This window comes from Streptomyces pseudogriseolus (assembly GCA_002154585.1).
GTDB lineage: Bacteria > Actinomycetota > Actinomycetes > Streptomycetales > Streptomycetaceae > Streptomyces > Streptomyces pseudogriseolus.
Window position 1 is genome coordinate 1 of record MUNG01000083.1, and the last position, 15,291, is coordinate 15,291.

At 74.2% G+C, this 15,291-nt stretch carries 11 protein-coding genes; 2 read left to right on the forward strand and 9 right to left on the reverse strand.

What is annotated here, in order from left to right:
- The 5 genes from CCN29_RS09005 to CCN29_RS09025 form a co-directional block, all read right to left on the reverse strand.
- Positions 1 to 1,296 (reverse strand): FAD-dependent monooxygenase (locus tag CCN29_RS09005; RefSeq protein ID WP_086680918.1); only part of this gene is annotated, 1,296 nt, incomplete at its 3' end.
- Positions 1,286 to 2,485, reverse strand: coding sequence for an MAB_1171c family putative transporter (locus CCN29_RS09010; protein ID WP_031018770.1), 1,200 nt, complete (start codon positions 2,483 to 2,485; stop codon positions 1,286 to 1,288). The genes CCN29_RS09010 and CCN29_RS09005, both read right to left, overlap by 11 nt.
- 31 nt (positions 2,486 to 2,516) lie before the next feature.
- Positions 2,517 to 3,698, reverse strand: coding sequence for an MAB_1171c family putative transporter (locus CCN29_RS09015; RefSeq protein WP_031018769.1), 1,182 nt, complete (start codon positions 3,696 to 3,698; stop codon positions 2,517 to 2,519).
- Positions 3,695 to 4,213, reverse strand: coding sequence for a hypothetical protein (locus tag CCN29_RS09020; RefSeq protein ID WP_037816814.1), 519 nt, complete (start codon positions 4,211 to 4,213; stop codon positions 3,695 to 3,697). The genes CCN29_RS09015 and CCN29_RS09020 overlap by 4 nt, the downstream gene beginning before the upstream one ends.
- 91 nt (positions 4,214 to 4,304) lie before the next feature.
- Complete coding sequence (locus tag CCN29_RS09025) at positions 4,305 to 5,531, reverse strand: DUF6545 domain-containing protein (RefSeq protein ID WP_031018767.1); 1,227 nt, start codon at positions 5,529 to 5,531, stop codon at positions 4,305 to 4,307.
- A 270-nt stretch (positions 5,532 to 5,801) separates the two neighbouring features.
- On the opposite strand from CCN29_RS09025, the gene arfA reads away from it, so the two are divergent.
- Complete coding sequence (gene arfA, locus CCN29_RS09030; RefSeq protein ID WP_086680906.1) at positions 5,802 to 7,307, forward strand: arabinosylfuranosidase ArfA; 1,506 nt, start codon at positions 5,802 to 5,804, stop codon at positions 7,305 to 7,307.
- Positions 7,308 to 7,356: 49 nt separating this feature from the next.
- Here the strand turns inward: arfA and CCN29_RS09035 are convergent, their stop codons facing one another.
- A complete protein-coding gene (locus tag CCN29_RS09035; protein ID WP_086680908.1) occupies positions 7,357 to 10,191 on the reverse strand; it encodes a beta-galactosidase in 2,835 nt (944 codons plus the stop codon).
- 310 nt (positions 10,192 to 10,501) lie between these two features.
- On the opposite strand from CCN29_RS09035, the gene CCN29_RS09040 reads away from it, so the two are divergent.
- Entirely contained in the window at positions 10,502 to 11,149 is a 648-nt protein-coding gene (locus CCN29_RS09040) for a DUF4360 domain-containing protein (protein ID WP_006135653.1), read from the forward strand.
- An 87-nt stretch (positions 11,150 to 11,236) separates the two neighbouring features.
- Here the strand turns inward: CCN29_RS09040 and CCN29_RS09045 are convergent, their stop codons facing one another.
- The 3 genes from CCN29_RS09045 to CCN29_RS09055 all read right to left on the reverse strand — a co-directional run bounded on the left by CCN29_RS09045 (position 11,237) and on the right by CCN29_RS09055 (position 15,204).
- Positions 11,237 to 12,448, reverse strand: a complete 1,212-nt coding sequence (locus CCN29_RS09045) for a PucR family transcriptional regulator (protein WP_031018761.1) — start codon at positions 12,446 to 12,448, stop codon at positions 11,237 to 11,239.
- A gap of 167 nt (positions 12,449 to 12,615) precedes the next feature.
- Positions 12,616 to 13,557: a hypothetical protein gene (locus CCN29_RS09050; RefSeq protein ID WP_006135650.1), complete on the reverse strand. Its 942-nt coding sequence runs from the start codon at positions 13,555 to 13,557 to the stop codon at positions 12,616 to 12,618.
- Positions 13,558 to 13,596: 39 nt separating this feature from the next.
- The gene (locus CCN29_RS09055; protein WP_031059973.1) at positions 13,597 to 15,204 is read right to left on the reverse strand and encodes a DUF6801 domain-containing protein; all 1,608 of its coding nucleotides are present in this window, start codon (positions 15,202 to 15,204) and stop codon (positions 13,597 to 13,599) included.
- Between the last annotated feature and the right edge of the window lie 87 nt (positions 15,205 to 15,291).

Here is a 15,291-nt window from a genome sequence, read left to right on the forward strand (position 1 = left end):
CGTCGGGCGGAACATGCGGGTCGGGGGGGTGCGCAGGCTCATCAGGTCCCACATCACCGAGGCGGCCGTGAACGAACCGGTCGCCGCCCGCATCATGCGGCGGCTGTACGCCGACACCAGCCGGTCCGCCGGGGACGGCCGCCCGCCGCCGCGCACGTCCGGGTACAGCAGGTCCTGGCCGACCGCCATGGACCAGGCCGGCTCCGCCGCCCGCGCCGCGCCCCGCACCACCCGCCGTGCCAGCCCCGGCGCCGTCATGCCGCCCCGGGTCAGCTCCCGGCTCAGCACCCGCGCCCCGAACGCGGCGACCGACATCCCGTGCCCGTAGGCGGGATTGAACGTGGCCAGCGCGTCGCCGAGCACCACGAACCGCTCCGGCCACGCCGGCAGCTTCTCCAGGTACCGGCGCACATTGCTCGTCGAGCGGCTCAGATGCACGTCGCCCAGCGGCTCCGCGCCCGAGATCAGCCGCCCCACGATGGGGTCGGGCAGCGCCAGCGTGTACCGCAGGAACCCCTCCGGGTCGGCCGGCGGCTCCCCGCCGCGCGTCCCGCCGCAGCTCACCAGCCAGCGGCCGCCCTCGACCGGCATGATCATCGCGCTGCGCCCGGCGCGGCCCAGGTACGGGTTGGGCTGCACGATCGTCAGCGGGAAGTCCTCCGCGCCCTCAGGGACCCGGTAGAGCCGGGAGGCGTTCACCAGGCCCGAGTCCACGGCCTGTTCCCGCACCCCGGTCACCCCGATGCCGTCCAGCCAGCTCACCACCCGGGTGCCGCGGCCGCTCGCGTCGACGACCAGGTCCGCGTCCAGGTCGGTGTCCCCGCCCGGCTCCGCCAGCCGCACCCCGCGCACCTGCCCCGCCGAACCGGTCAGGCCCACCACGGCCGCCTTGCGGATCCGCACCGGCGCCCGCTCCAGCACCGCCTCCCGCACCACCCAGTCCAGCAGCGCCCGGGTGCAGGTCAGCATGGACGGGCCGGCCCGCCGCCAGCGCCGCAGCCAGCCCTCGGGGGTGAGCGCCACCATGCCCGAGTTCAGGGGTATCTCGTGCGCCCCGGCCGCCAGCAGCCGCTTGCGCAGCTCCGCGCCCTCCAGCAGCTCCTCCATCGCCGTCAGCCCGCCGGCCATCAGCAGATGCGCGTGCCGTCCCTGCGGCAGCCCCCTGCGGTGCTCCGGACCGTCGGGCAGCTCGTCCCGGTCCACCACGACCACCTCGTCCGCCCCCGCGGCGGACAGGACGGCCGCGGCCAGCATGCCGGACAGTCCTGCACCGATGACGACAGCTCTACGCGACATGGGGCTCCTCGGGTTCGCTCACGGATCCGGAAAGGGAGGACGGGGCCGCGCCGTCGTGCGCGGACGTGCGGGCGGGTCGCCGGTGCAGCGCCTGGGCCAGCTCCACCAGCCCGCCGGTGCCGGACACCTCGGTGGCGTGCAGCCGGTAGCTGCCCGCGCTCTCGGGCGGCTCCTCGCGGGCGGCTGCCCGGCGCGCCGCGTCGGCGAGCATCGCGGCCTCCGCCGCGAGCCGCGCCTGGTGCGGGGGCTGCCCGGCGCGCAGGGCGTCGTCGCGGACCCGGGTCCGGACCCGGTGGTCGAAGTAGGGGGCGAGGACCAGCAGCGCGTCGTGGATGGACACCTCGCGCCACTGGAGCCGCGCCTGCGGCAGCTGCCACCAGCCGGTCGGCGGCTTGGGCGCGGTGGACACCGACCGCACCAGCGCCCACAGCGGCGCCAGCCGCCGGTGGTCGCCCCACGCCCGCCCCTGGGCGACCGCGGACGGCAGCAGATACCCGGCGGAGCACAGCAGCGCGGCCAGAGACGCCATCGGCGGGGCCACCGTGGTGGACAGGAAATCCCAGTCGTGCCCGGCCCAACGGGCCGCCACGGCGGTGCACTTGGCCGCCGTGAAGCCCACCACGTCGACCAGCGCCCCGATCATGATCAGCCGCAGTCCGGCGCGCAGCGGCCCGGACACCTCCCGCGCCCACCGCACGCAGACCGCGCACATCACCAGCATCGCGGCGGCGTGCCCCAGCAGGTAGAGCAGGATCATCTCCCGCATGAACGGGGTGCCCGCGTAGTAGGTGTCCAGGTCGGTGAGGCGCTCCGTGCGCGCGTCCGCCAGCGCGAACAGCACCACCACGGCGGCCACCAGCACCCCGTAGACGGCCACGCAGCGCAGCACCAGCCGCCGTACCAGCGCGCGCGGGCCGCCGCGCCAGTTGATCAGCAGCACCAGCACCGCGCAGCTGTACGCGCAGATCATCCCGTAGGTCAGCGGGGCGCCGAAGTTGGGGATCCCGGTGAGGGCGTTGACCCGGGCCAGGGTGGCCGGCGCGGCGCACACGAAGACCAGCGCGCCGAGCAGGATCGACACGCAGGTGGAGACGGCCAGCGGGTTGCGCAGCGCCCGCCGCGGCCGGCGCAGCAGCAGCACCGACGTCATCCCGAACACGAAGGCCGCCAGATACACGACGATGCTCATCCGGGCCGCCTCCTCACCCGTGCGTCCCGGCTCACGCGGTGCCCGCCGTCGGCGTGCCGGTGGGCATCGCGGGCACCGGGAGCGCCGGCGCGGGACCGGCGAGCGCGTCGGCGATGCGGACCAGCAGCTCCGGCTCCGGCACGGGCGCCGGCGGTCTGGCCGCGCTGCGCGACGGCGGCACGCGGGGGTCGGCCTCCCGCCGTACCGCCGCGGTGATCACGGCGGCCCAGGCGGCGGCCTCGGCGCGCGCCGGGTCGCCCGTCGCCGCCTGCGCGTCGCCGCGGGCGCGGTCGAACAGGTCGCGGTCGACGTAGGCGTCGAGATGCCCGAGCGCGTTGAGGATGCTGGTCTGGCGCCACATCAGCCGGGTCACCGGGGAGGCGAAGCGGGGCCGGGGGAGCCGCAGCCTGCGGCGGGTCAGCACCTCGTCCAGCGCCCGCTCCAGCGGCTCGAGCCGGGCGTACGTCCGCCGGGCCCGCCGCGCCTCGGCCGCGCGCGGCGCGGTCAGGGGCACCAGCACCCCGACGACCGTGAGCAGCGCCCCGAGTCCGGCGGCGGCCGCCGAGACGGAGGTGCCGAGCGTGGTCCAGTCCCGGCCGGTCCAGCGGGCGGCCACCGCGACCAGCTTGGACACGCTGTACCCGGCGCCGCAGCCCGCGCCCGCGCCGAGCAGCAGCAGCCCGGCCCGCAGCCCGCCGCCCACCCGGCGCGCCCAGCGCAGCGAGGACACCGCGGTGACGGTCGCCGCGGTGAGGTGCGCGAGCAGGTACAGCACGATCATCTGCGCGATGTACGGGGTCGTCGCGTAGTAGGTGTCCAGGTCGGTGCGGCGCTCCACGGGCGCCTCGCCGAGGGCGAACGTGGCGGTGATGCCGACCACGATCACGGCGTAGGCGACGATCCAGCGGCGGGCGGTGCGCCGCACCCGGGGCCCGCCCCGCCAGTGCACGATCAGCACCTGCGAGGCGGCGCAGTAGCCGGTGATCGCCGCGTAGGTGAGGGGCGCCGCGAGGTTGGGGACCCCGCCGATCCGGTTGACGGCGCCGACGGTCGGCGGCGCGCCGAGGAAGAAGCACAGCCCGGCCAGGCCCAGCACCGCGCAGATGGCCCGCAGATACGGGTCGCGCCGGTGCCGCAGCAGGTCGGGCGCCTTGACCAGCAGTCCGAGCCACAGCACCCCGCAGCTCACGTAGTTGAGCAGGCCGCCGGTCATCTCTTGGTCCCGCGGTAGTTGAGCGCGGCGCCGATGCGCCCGGCCAGGTCCTGCGGGTCGCCCGGCTCGGCCGCGGGCGCGGTGCCGGCCGAGGTGTCCAGCCAGGACCGCAGCCGGCGGCCCATCAGCATGCCGAACCGGTCGGCCTCCTGCTCCTCGGCGAGGCTGAAGTCGCTGCGCGCGGCGACCGGGCGGGGCCGGCCGTCGGCGGGCGCGGGCTCGTCGGCGGGACGGCGGTTCATGTGCCACACCTCGTGGCAGAGGATGACGATCTGGTGCCACACAGCGGCCCGTTCGTCCACCACCACGTCGTCGTGGGTGTCGCGCTCCAGCCACAGGCCGCTCGCGGTGTGCGGCGGGAAGGCCGCCCGGTGCACGTGCACCTCGCGTCCCCGCCAGGCGCTCACGGACGCGACCAGCGCCTCGAACAGGACCTCGGGGTCCGCGGGGACCCGCACCCGGATGGGGTCGATGAGGGCGTCAGCGAGGCGACGCATCTCCTTCCTGGTACGCACCGCTGTCTCCCTGCTCCCCTGGGCGTCGCTCGGTCACCTGTGCAATATGCCAAGACGCGGGCCGTTTCGGCCAGTTCCGTGGTCCTCGCGGTCACTCGGTGACCGCCACGGTGTCCCCGGGTGCCGCGGCGCGGGCGCGGACCTCCCGGATCAGCTCGGGGTGGCGCAGGGTGCGGGAGACGGCCGCGATCTCGCGGAGCAGCTCCGTGGTGTCGGCGCCGTGGTCGCTCTCCGCGCCGGGCGGCGCCTCGACGGCGTCGAGGATCACCACCGCCGCGGCCACCGCCCGCGCCCGCTCCGGCGGGCAGCCCAGGTCAAGGGCGGCGGCGTACGCGTGCGCGCGCAGCCGCTCGTCGGTGCGGCGGGCGAGCGGCAGCAGCACGTCGCGGATGAACGTCTCCCGGCGGGTGAGCCGCAGTTCGGGGCTGGCCCGCCACGCGAAGGGCAGTCCGCCGCCGTGCACCTGGCACATCAGCAGGTACAGCGGGCGCAGCCGGTGGTGGGCGAGACGGATCCGCCAGCGTTCGTGCAGGTACTGGCCGGCGTGCGGGAGGATGAAGCCGACGGCGATGGACACGGCGGACAGGCAGGCGAGCGCCGGGGCCACGTGCAGGCTGAGCCAGTCCAGGTCGTTGCCGGTCCAGCGGGCGCCCACGGCGGTGAGCTTGGCCGCGTCGAAGCCCAGGTTGAGGGCGTAGCCGGCGCCGAGGAACTTCAGTCCCCAGCGCAGCAGCGCGTCGAGTCCGTCCGTGCGGATCCAGTTCCAGATCAGCTTGGACGTGATGAGCGCGGCCGTGGTGTGGGCGAGGAGGTAGAGCAGGATCTCCTCGCGCATGAACGGCGTGGTGGCGTAGTAGGTGTCCAGGTCCCGGGTGCGCTCCACGGGCACGTCCGCGAGGGCGAACAGCACCCACAGCGCGACGATCACGCCCCCGTACGCGGCGATCACCCGGCGGGTGGCGCGGCGGGTGGCGGCGGACCGTTCGGACAGGCCGTCGCGCCAGGCGATGATCAGCACCAGGCAGGACCCGCAGAACGCGGTGAGCAGCGAGTACACCCAGGGCGCGGAGATGTTGGGGACGCCGGTGACCCGGTTGACCCAGCCGATGGTGGAGGGCGCGACGAACACGAACACCGCGCAGGCGAGCAGCAGCAGTCCGCCGACGGCGCGCAGCAGCGGGTCGCTCCACAGCCGGATGATGGTCGGCACCTTGATGGCCAGGGCGGCGGCCAGGACGACGGCCGGCACCCACCAGAAGGACGGGTAGAACTCACCGAGGAACGAGGCCGGGCCCATGGCCGCGTCCGCGAACCCCATCGCGACCCTCGCTTCCTTGCCGGTGTCGGGCCTGCCCGAGCCTACGCGGACAGACGTGTCCGCGTCATGCCGTCCCGGTGACGGAAGCGCCTGGTTCCGGCCGTCCGCGCACGCCGGGTGAACGCGCCCGGGGGTGGCGCGCGTTCGGGTCCGGGCATTGACGCGCGGGTGCGCCGCCCTTACGGTCCGTTCGACGCTACGAGCGTCATCCGAAATCTCGAACTTCGCCGGTCAGTGACCCCGTACCTCCCACCGCACCGGAAGGACCTCATGCGAACCGCCCGCTTCACCCTGGACCCCGCCTTCACCGTGGGCGAGGTCGACCCCCGCCTCTTCGGATCGTTCGTGGAGCACCTCGGCCGGTGCGTCTACACCGGCGTCTTCGAACCGGGCCACCCCACCGCCGACGCCGACGGCATCCGCGGCGACGTCCTCGCCCTGGTCCGCGAGCTCGGCGTCACCGCCGTCCGCTACCCCGGCGGCAACTTCGTCTCCGGCTACCGCTGGGAGGACTCCGTCGGCCCCGTCGAGGACCGCCCCCGCCGCCTCGACCTGGCCTGGCGCTCCACCGAGACCAACCGCTTCGGCCTGTCCGAGTTCATCTCCTTCCTGCGGAAGATCGGCCCGCAGGCCGAGCCCATGATGGCCCTCAACCTCGGCACCCGGGGCGTGGCCGAGGCCCTCCAGCTCCAGGAGTACGCCAACCACCCCGGCGGCACCGCCCTGTCCGACCTGCGCGCCGGGCACGGCGACAAGGACCCGTTCGGCATCCGGCTGTGGTGCCTGGGCAACGAGATGGACGGCCCCTGGCAGACCGGTCACAAGACCGCCGAGGAGTACGGCCGCCTCGCCGCCGAGACCGCCCGCGCCATGCGGCAGATGGACCCCGGCGTGCAGCTCGTCGCCTGCGGCTCCTCGGGCCGCTCCATGCCCACCTTCGCCGCCTGGGAGGCCGCCGTCCTCCAGGAGACGTACGACCTCGTCGACCACATCTCCCTGCACGCCTACTACGAGCCGCTCGACGGCGACGTGGACTCCTTCCTCGCGTCCGCCGTCGACATGGAGACCTTCATCGAGGACGTGGTGGCCACCTGCGACCACGTCGGGGCGCGCCTGAAGTCCCCCAAGAAGATCAGCCTCTCGTTCGACGAGTGGAACGTCTGGTACATGTCCCGCACCGAGGAGCAGGTGAGCGCGCTCGACTGGCCCGAGGCGCCGCGCCTGCTGGAGGACAGCTACAGCGTCATGGACGCGGTCGTCCTCGGCTCGCTGCTGATCGCGCTGCTCCGGCACGCGGACCGGGTCACCGTCGCCTGCCTCGCCCAGCTGGTCAACGTCATCGCGCCGATCATGACCGAGCCGGGCGGCCCGGCCTGGCGGCAGACGACGTTCCACCCCTTCGCCCAGGCCTCGAGGTACGGCCGCGGCGAGGTCCTCGACGTGCGCGTGGACTCCCCGACGTACGGGACGCAGAAGTACGGCGAGGCCGACCTGCTGCACGCCACCGCCGTGCGCGCCGAGGACGGCACGGTCACCGTGTTCGCCGTCAACCGCTCCCGCACCGAGCCGCTGCCGCTGGAGGTGGCGCTGAACGGGCTCGGTCCGGCGTCCGTCGTCGAGCACAGCGTGCTCGCGGACGCCGACCCCGACGCCCGCAACACCCTTGCCGAGCCGGACCGCGTGACGCCCCACGCGGCCGAGGGCACCGCACTGGAGGGCGGCCGGCTCACGGCGGTGCTGGAGCCGCTGTCCTGGAACGTGATCCGGCTGGCGTGACCCGCGGACCGTGTGCCGCGGCGCCCCGTGTCCGCGCGGGCCGGCGGGCTCACCTCCCCGGCGGGTCCACCGGCTCGACCGGGACGCCGCCGCGCGCCCCGTCCAGCAGCGTCAGCGTGGCCTTCCCCGGCCCGGCCGGGGTGGTCCCGTCGGACAGCACCGCCAGCGCCAGGGTGTTGGCGCCGCGCGTGCGCAGGATGCCGTTCGGCAGCGCGAAGGTGTGCTGCGGGCCCACGTCGTTGACGTACTGGCCGAGGTTCCAGCCGTTGAGGAAGATCTGCACCCGGTAGGCGCGGTCCGGGTCGTCCTCCAGGGTCAGCCCGACCGACGCGTCGAGCCCTGGTTCGAGACCCAGCCGGAAGCGGGTGCGGTACCAGGTGACGCCCTGCCGCCGCTGCTCGCGTGGGAACTCCACCACCCGCCAGCCGCGGTCGTCGTGGTCCGGCAGATGCCAGCCGCGCCGCTCCCCGTACAGACCGCCGTTGTTGAACGGGCCCGTCACCCGCTCCGGCTCGGTGGCGCCCCGCACGCGCCACTCCACGCTGCGGTCACCGCCCGCGAACTCGACGGCGACCAGCCCGCGCGCGGCCTTGTGGGCGTCCTCGCCGGGTTCCGTCCCGGCGTGCTGCATGGGCCGCACCAGCACCGACAGCACGTGCTCGCCGGGGGCGCGCACCGCTCCGGGGACGGTGAACCGGACGGTCGCCGTCCAGGTGCCGCGCGCGACGGTGTCCTCGTCGGGCGCCGGCATCCGGTGCGTGCCGAGCGGCCGGCCGTCCAGCCAGGCCATCAGCAGCCCCTCGGTGCCGGTGCTGTAGGACAGGGCCACCGACCGGATGCCGGTCAGGTCCTCCAGCCGCCCCCGGTACCAGACGTCGCCGTGGTGGAAGCCGTAGTCGTCCGCGAACAGCACGGGCCCGCCCTCGGGCACCGGCGTGGTGCTGTGCGAGGCGGTGCGGTCGGCGACCGTCCAGGCCGAGTCGTCGAAGTCCGGGCCGGACTCCGGGTTCTCCGTGCGGCACCGCCAGCCGTCGAGCGCGGGCAGCGCCACCGCGCGCACGGCGGGCATCAGCCCCTCCATCACGCGGCTGCGGGCGCGGCCGACGTAGGTGGGCACCGGCTCGCCGTTCCAGGTGATCTCGGCGATGCCGCGCGGCCCCCACACCTCCACGCCGGTCTCGACGGTGACGTCGCCGGTCAGATGGATCGTGGAGCCGCGCACCTCGGCCGAGCGCAGCACGGCGGGGCCGTAGACCACGAGCGGCCCGGCCGGGGTCTCGTACGTCCACAGGCGCAGCGCGGTCTCGTCGTCGGCGAACAGCAGCACGAGGGGTGTCTCGGAGTCGCCGTCCTTGACCAGCACCCGGCTCAGCCCGCCCACCCCGAGCGGCGAGACGACGTTCAGCCGGCCCTGGTCGTAGGCCCAGGCGGGTTCGGTGTCGGCGCGGTCGGCGCCCGGCTGCTTCTCGCAGTCCAGGGCGAGCTGGGCGGTCTCCCCCTTGCGGCCGACGAACACGGCCACGTCCTGCCGCCCGGTGGAGACGCAGAGCATCGGCTGGGCGGTGGTGTACGCGAGTTTCCGGTGGCCCAGGCGCAGGCCGGAGGCGACCAGCTTGGCGTCGCCGGCGGCCACGGTGACCGGCACCTCGATGCCGGTGCCGGGCAGCAGGGCGCGTACCTCCTCGCCGGAGTCGTTGTGCACCACGAAGAACCGTGCGCCGGTGTCGGGGTTGGTCAGCCGGCGCACCGTCAGCCGGCCGTCCGCGACGCGTTCCGGCCCGTCGCCGTCCGGTTCCAGCCGGGCGAGGTCGGGCACGGTGCGCACCAGATGGCCGAGCTGCTGGGCGGCGGCCATGTTCGGCGCGGGCCGGCGTGCCTCGTCGAGCACCGCCCCGTAGTCGTACGAGGTGTAGACGCCCGGCCCGGGCAGCCAGCCCCACGACGTCCCGCCGAACCCCATGCCGGTGTGGTGCACGGTGACCCGGTCGGCGAGGGCGGTGAGATGGCGCCGCCGCTCGTGCCGCGCGTCGTGGGCCTCGCGCACCCGCGCGTACCCCTCGCCGCCGGACAGCGGCCCGCCCCAGGCGTCGGCCGCCCCGCCCGCCACGGCGGTGAGACCGGCCGTGGGCGGCCCCTCGCCGCCGGGCAGGCCCTCCGCGTCGAGCACCGGCACGTCGATGAGGTCGGCGCGCACCCGCGCGTACAGCCGGGCCCGGTGGGCGCGCGCCACAGGGTCCCCGGGCGGCACCGGACGCCCGTCCTCCAGCCGGTACAGCAGCACCGTCCCGCCGCCCGCGGTGTACAGATGCCGTACGGCGACGGCGTTGACGGCGGCCAGCCACGCCTCCGCGTGCCGCAGGTACTCCGGGTCGTCGGTGCGGGCGGCGCCCGGGACGGCCGTCAGCCAGCCGGGCAGGCCGCCGGCGTCCAGGTCCGCGCCGAGGTAGGGGCCGGGCCGCAGCACCACGTACAGCCGCTCCTCGGCGGCCACCGTGAGGAAGCGGTTCAGGTCCCGCACGCCGGTGAAGTCGTGCACGCCGGGCGCGGGGGAGTGGACGTTCCACGGCACGGGCACATCGACGGCGGTGAAGCCGTGGGCGCGCAGCTTCTGGAGCACGTCCCGCCACAGCGACGGGCTGGGCAGCCGGAACGGGTGGACCTCGGCGGACCACAGCACCAGACGCCTGCCGTCGACCAGCAGCGAGTGCCGGTCGTAGGTGACGCGATGGCGCCGGCCGTCCGCCTCCGGAAGCGGGGGCGGCGGTCCGGTCGGCACGACGCGCGGCCCCCGCGCGCCGGTCGCCGCCCCGCCGCTGCCGGCCAGCGCGAGGCCGAGCGCGGCCGTGCCGGTCAGGGCGGTGAAGGTGCGCCTGCTGAGCTCCAAGGGAGCGCCTCCTGGTCTGTGCCACAAGCGGTGCTGGTGGGTCATTGTCCCCGAACCGGAACGGCCCCCGTCCCCAGGGGGAGCCCTCGCGCGGCGTGGCGTTCACCGGCGGTATACGGACCGGGAGTGAATGGCCGGAGTTCGCCCTGTCCGGCCGTGGCGGCGCTCCATACGATGCGACCGCTCCCGGCCTTCACCGCTCCTTCATGCCTCCTTCACGGGGCCGGGGCTGCATGTGCCCGCACTTTTGGCATGTGCATGACGCTTCAACCATCGCACCGCACCACCCCCCACCCAAGGACGGAGAACCATGGCTTCAGGCCTGCTCCTCGGCGTCGCGGCGGCCACGCTGCTCGGCGCCGCGCTGCCCGCGAACAACCCCGGGTCCTCGTTCGACGACCCGCCGCCGGACAAGATCGTCATCAAGGTCGCCACGGTGAACGGGTCGGGATGTCCCGCCGGTACCGCGGCCGTCGCCGTCTCGGCCGACAACACCGCGTTCACCGTGACCTACAGCGACTACATCGCCCAGGCCGGCGGGAGTTCCGACCCCACGGCCGCCCGCAGGAACTGCCAGCTCAGCCTGTTGGTCCACGTCCCGCAGGGCTTCACCTACGCCATCGCCAGCGCGGACTACCGGGGCTTCGCCGCCCTCCGGCCCGGCGCGCGGGGCACCGAGCGGGCCTCGTACTACTTCCAGGGGTCGCCCAACACCGAGCACCGCACGCACGTCTTCGCCGGCCCGTACGACGACAACTGGCAGGCCACCGACGAGACCGACTGGGCGCAGCTCGTCTACGCGCCCTGCGGGGTGCAGCGCAACTTCAACATCAACACGGAGCTGAGAGTCTCCGCGGGCAGCGACCCGTCCCAGGTCAGCTTCATGACGATGGACTCCACCGACGGGGACATCAGCACGGTCTACCACCTGGCGTGGAAGCGGTGCCCGGAGAAGTGACATGACGGCGGGGGCGTGTGTCCGTCCGCCCCCGCCGTGGCGCCCGCCGCCCGGTCGCGTACCGACCGGGCCTGCGGGCCGCACCCGTCACGTCGCGCCGTCGCGGCTGCGCAGATGGCGCGAGCGCAAAGCCACCTCGAGGGCGAACCGGTGGTCGGGGTCGGCGAGGCGGTCGCCCAGGTAGGCGTCCAGTGTCCGCAGCCGGTAGCGCACCGTCTGGGCGTGGACGCCCAATATCTCGCCGACCTGTTCGGCGGAGGCGCGGGTGGAGACGTGCACCCGGAGGGTCTCGACGAGCCGGTCGCGCCGCTTGGCGGTCAACCCGTCGAGCGGCGCCAGCTCACGGGCGGCGAGGCGGTCGACGAGAGCCGGGTCGGACAGCAGCCACAGGGTCGTCAGGTGGTCCTCGCAGCGGACCAGCGGGGCGTCGGGCACGACGCCGTCGTCGACGAGCTGGAGCACGCGGCGTGCCCAGCGGACGGAGTCCGCGGCCTGGGCGACCGGCACGGTCAGGCCCACCGCGGCGCGGGTGCCGGACAGGGTCGTGTGCAGCATCCGGACGCGCTCGGGGGTGAGTTCGCCGGGCACCAGCAGATGCGGCTGCGGAATGTCGAAGTCAGCGAGGACGTCGCTGTCGAGCCCCGCCTGGATGTGCTCGGGAACCGGGGGGCGCAGGGCCACGACGAAGCACGTCCGGGGCAGTTCCCAGGCGGCGGAGGCGCACAGTTCGGAGACGGTCGTCCGGGGAAGCGGGGAGGCGGCCAGAAGGAGGTGTAACAGCTGTCTTCGTAACGCGGACACCTCGGACGCGGCTCTCTCCCGTACCTCCGTGTACCCCTCCCGGGTGACGGCCTCCAGTTCCTCCACGTAGGCGAACAGGGCGTCGGCGAAGGCGAGGACCAGGGAGGGGGAGAGACTGTGCTGCCGCCCCAGCGTCTTGGCCCGGCGCAGTGCGATGCGCGCGCCGAGCCGGTAGGCGCCCTGCAGCACCTCCAGGTCGCGTCCTTCGTAGGCCTCCACCCGGCCGAACCGGCGCAGGAGGTCGTCCCGCAGCTCCGACGTCGTCGAGGGGTCGGCCACCCGGTCCACGAAGGCGGTGAGGGCCTGCTCGACCCCCTGGCGGATGGCGTGCCCGTCGGGGCCGTTGAGCAGCCTGCCGTACACCGGGTAGGCGCGGGTGACCTCGGTCCCTATCTCGTTCAGCAGTCCCGGCAGCAACGGCCGCATGAAGGCGGCGAACTGCCGGGGGAGGGGGTCGAGCGGCTCGCCGAGCACCGAAGGACGTGCGCTTGAGGGCATGACTGATCCCTTGCTCTCCGACCTGTCCGGCAGAGCGGCCCGGCCGGGGCACGCCCTTGGGGACGAAGCCCGGCCGGGCCGCAACGAGCACCGGTCCCGAAAAGCTGACGGTAAGTCAACTTAATTGCCTTGTACACCTCTTGGGCGGGAACCGCTTCACAGGAGCTTCACCTGACGGCGGAGTGCCAGTGCTCCGCCAGCACCTCGCCCGCCCGGGGAGCGGCGGTGCCGGGTGCGTTGAGGCCGGTCAGGTGGGTCCGGGTGTCGTTCAGGGTGAGGCTGTTGTTCCCGGAAGGCGAGGGCAGCCCGGTCTTCGCGTTGACCGCGGCGTTGATGAGGCCGATGTTCAGCCCGCAGCCGGTGGCGGCGGGGACCGCGAAGGTGCTGTCGTTCTGGGTGGCGCCGGTGAGGTCGATGCGGCTCATCTCGCCGGCCGGGTCGAGGGTGCCGTCCCCCTGGAAGAAGGTCATGGCGAAGTCCGGGTAGTTCCGGTTCTCGGGCAGCAGCACGATCGGGTTGGCGGCCGTGCCGATGTAGCACTTGCTGCCGAGCAGCGGGTTCTCCAGGTGGATGCGGACCGGCAGGGCGACGATGGGCATGTCGGTCAGGACGCCGGCCGTCTGGTCGAAGTCGTAGGGCGCGCCGACCGACTCCATGGTCGCGGTGATCTTGTTGAGGCTGGAGTTCTCCAGCGACTCGCACAGGCCCGTGATCACGGGTATGGCGCTGGGACACATCAGACCGAGCAGCCCGCCGGGCACGGTGGCCGGTTCGGCGACCAGCGCGCCGCCGGGCGGGGCCACCACACTGCTGGTGCCGTCGGCGTTCTGGACGATGCCGATCTGGAGACTGGTCTTCCCGGTGACGACGGTGGTGTCGCCCAGCTTGACGGAGCCGCCCGCGGAGGTGGACACCACGCACTGCGGGGTCTTCTCGAAGCCGTCGGCGGCCAGCATCGCCGGCGCGTCCACCGGGCAGCGGGTGAAGGGGGCCCACTCGCCGTTCAGCGCGGGATCGGCCGCGGTCGCCGTGCCGAGGGAGGCGAAGGCGCCCAGCGCGGTGAGCGCGGAGACGGTGGCGAGCCTGGTGCGGGGGGTGAACGACCGCATGGTGGTGGCCTTTCTCGTGGAAGGGGCGGGCCGGGCGGCTCAGCGCTCGGCGACCGGGATCTGGTAGGGCTGGAGGTCCTGCGTGCACTGGCCCCTGGTTTCCGGGGTCTCGAACACCGGGACGAGGGGGGTGCACGTCTGGCCCTGGACCTGCTTGATGTAGTTGCCGGGACCGGAGACGGAGGCGGTGAGCAGACGGTCGAGGTCCTCGCCGCCGGTGCCGCAGCCGGTGAAGGCCGGAATGGTCACCTCACCGGACAGCGGGCCGCCGGTGAGGATCGTGTAGCCGGTGACGTCCTCGCCGAGGACCTGTTCGGCCTTGCCGTACAGCACCACATGGTCGCCGGGATGCTTCGCCGGGTCCGGGTCGGCGGAGGTGAGGGACGTCTCGGTCCGGCAACCGGAACCGACGTCCAGGGGGGTGCCGTTGACCTCGAGGGCCGTGACCTGGGCGACCAGGGGGACCCGTACGTAGGTCTCCGTGGTCATGAACAGGTCGGAGAAGCGCATCTTCATGCGCGCGTCGATCCTCATCGGACCGGTCTGCTTGAGCACCATGGTGGCCTTCACCGGGGTGAAGCCGAAGGAAAGGAAGGTGCTGGCGTAGGGCGGCGTCTCCCTGCGTCCGTGGTAGCTGAGTTCGCCGTACGTCTCCAGGACCATGACCAGGTGCTCGGGGTCGAGGGGTTCGTCGACCGGGACCTGGAACTCTCCCCCGTCGATCAGCACGCAGGACGGCGGAAGGTACGAAGCGGCCTTCTGCTTCCTCACGTTGGCGTAGCCCGTGACGTAGGCGTTGAGCGACAGGGGCGTGGGCGGATTCTCCTCGTCGTAGCGGCACGGCGGCACGTCACGGGCGGCGGCGGTGCCCGGTGAGTCCTCCGGCGCCTCCGGGGACCGCTCGCCCTGGCGGTCCCGCGAGTCGCCCGCCGGCGCCGAGGACGTCCCGCCGGGTGCGGGGGATGTCCCGCCGGGCGCCGGGGCGGACGGCGAACCGCTCGTCCCCGGCGCGTCAGCGACGGCCGGCACGGTGGCCAGCAGGCCCTTGTCCGGCGCGTCCTCGGCGAGCGCGCACTCGACGGCCGGTGAACCGGTCTCCGCGCCGCCGCCGGCGTCGTCCTCCGGACCGGGCGACAGGCCGATCGCCAGGCCCCCCGCGGTGAAGGTCAGGTCGCCGTCGCTCCGGCCCGTCACCGAGGGGACGTCGCCCGTCGTGGTCAGCGTCAGCGGCCCGGACGCCGGCAGGGCGACGGGGCCGGAGCTTCCCCGCCATGTCGCCGTGGCCGTGGCCGAGTCCTGGGCCACGGTCACGGCGAGCGCGGTACCGGCGCGCACCTCGGACGCGTCGTGCCGGGCGAGGTCCGCCACCGCTTCCGCCGGGAGCTCCACGGTGGTGGTGACACCGGTGGGGGTGAACGCCTCACCCGCCCGCGTCCGCTGCGGGAACTCCGCCGAGATCCGCACCGTCACGGGCGCCTTCCCCGAGGGGAGCGCGCAGACGTAGGGGAGTTCGACGTCGGCCTTCCGGGTGTCCGAGGCCGACGCCGTGGCCGGGACCAGGGCGGCGAGCACGACGAACGCGGCCGTCGACGTGAGCGTGGCGCGGGCTCGGCGGGGCCGCGGGGGGACGGCTCGTTGGACTCTCATACAGCTCCGCTCGGCAGGAGGGACGGTGTCGGGGGATCCGGGACAGAGCCCGCGAACGCCCGGCCGGGGGTCCGGCCGGGCGAGGGT

Bases quoted from the DNA above. Each gene is read 5' to 3' on its own strand.
- CCN29_RS09010 (WP_031018770.1), bottom strand. From the start codon at position 2,485: ATGAGCATCGTCGTGTATCTGGCGGCCTTCGTGTTCGGGATGACGTCG.
- CCN29_RS09015 (WP_031018769.1), bottom strand. From the start codon at position 3,698: ATGACCGGCGGCCTGCTCAACTACGTGAGCTGCGGGGTGCTGTGGCTC.
- CCN29_RS09025 (WP_031018767.1), bottom strand. From the start codon at position 5,531: ATGGGGTTCGCGGACGCGGCCATGGGCCCGGCCTCGTTCCTCGGTGAG.
- arfA (WP_086680906.1), top strand. From the start codon at position 5,802: ATGCGAACCGCCCGCTTCACCCTGGACCCCGCCTTCACCGTGGGCGAG.
- CCN29_RS09040 (WP_006135653.1), top strand. From the start codon at position 10,502: ATGGCTTCAGGCCTGCTCCTCGGCGTCGCGGCGGCCACGCTGCTCGGC.
- CCN29_RS09045 (WP_031018761.1), bottom strand. From the start codon at position 12,448: ATGCCCTCAAGCGCACGTCCTTCGGTGCTCGGCGAGCCGCTCGACCCC.
- CCN29_RS09050 (WP_006135650.1), bottom strand. From the start codon at position 13,557: ATGCGGTCGTTCACCCCCCGCACCAGGCTCGCCACCGTCTCCGCGCTC.
- CCN29_RS09055 (WP_031059973.1), bottom strand. From the start codon at position 15,204: ATGAGAGTCCAACGAGCCGTCCCCCCGCGGCCCCGCCGAGCCCGCGCC.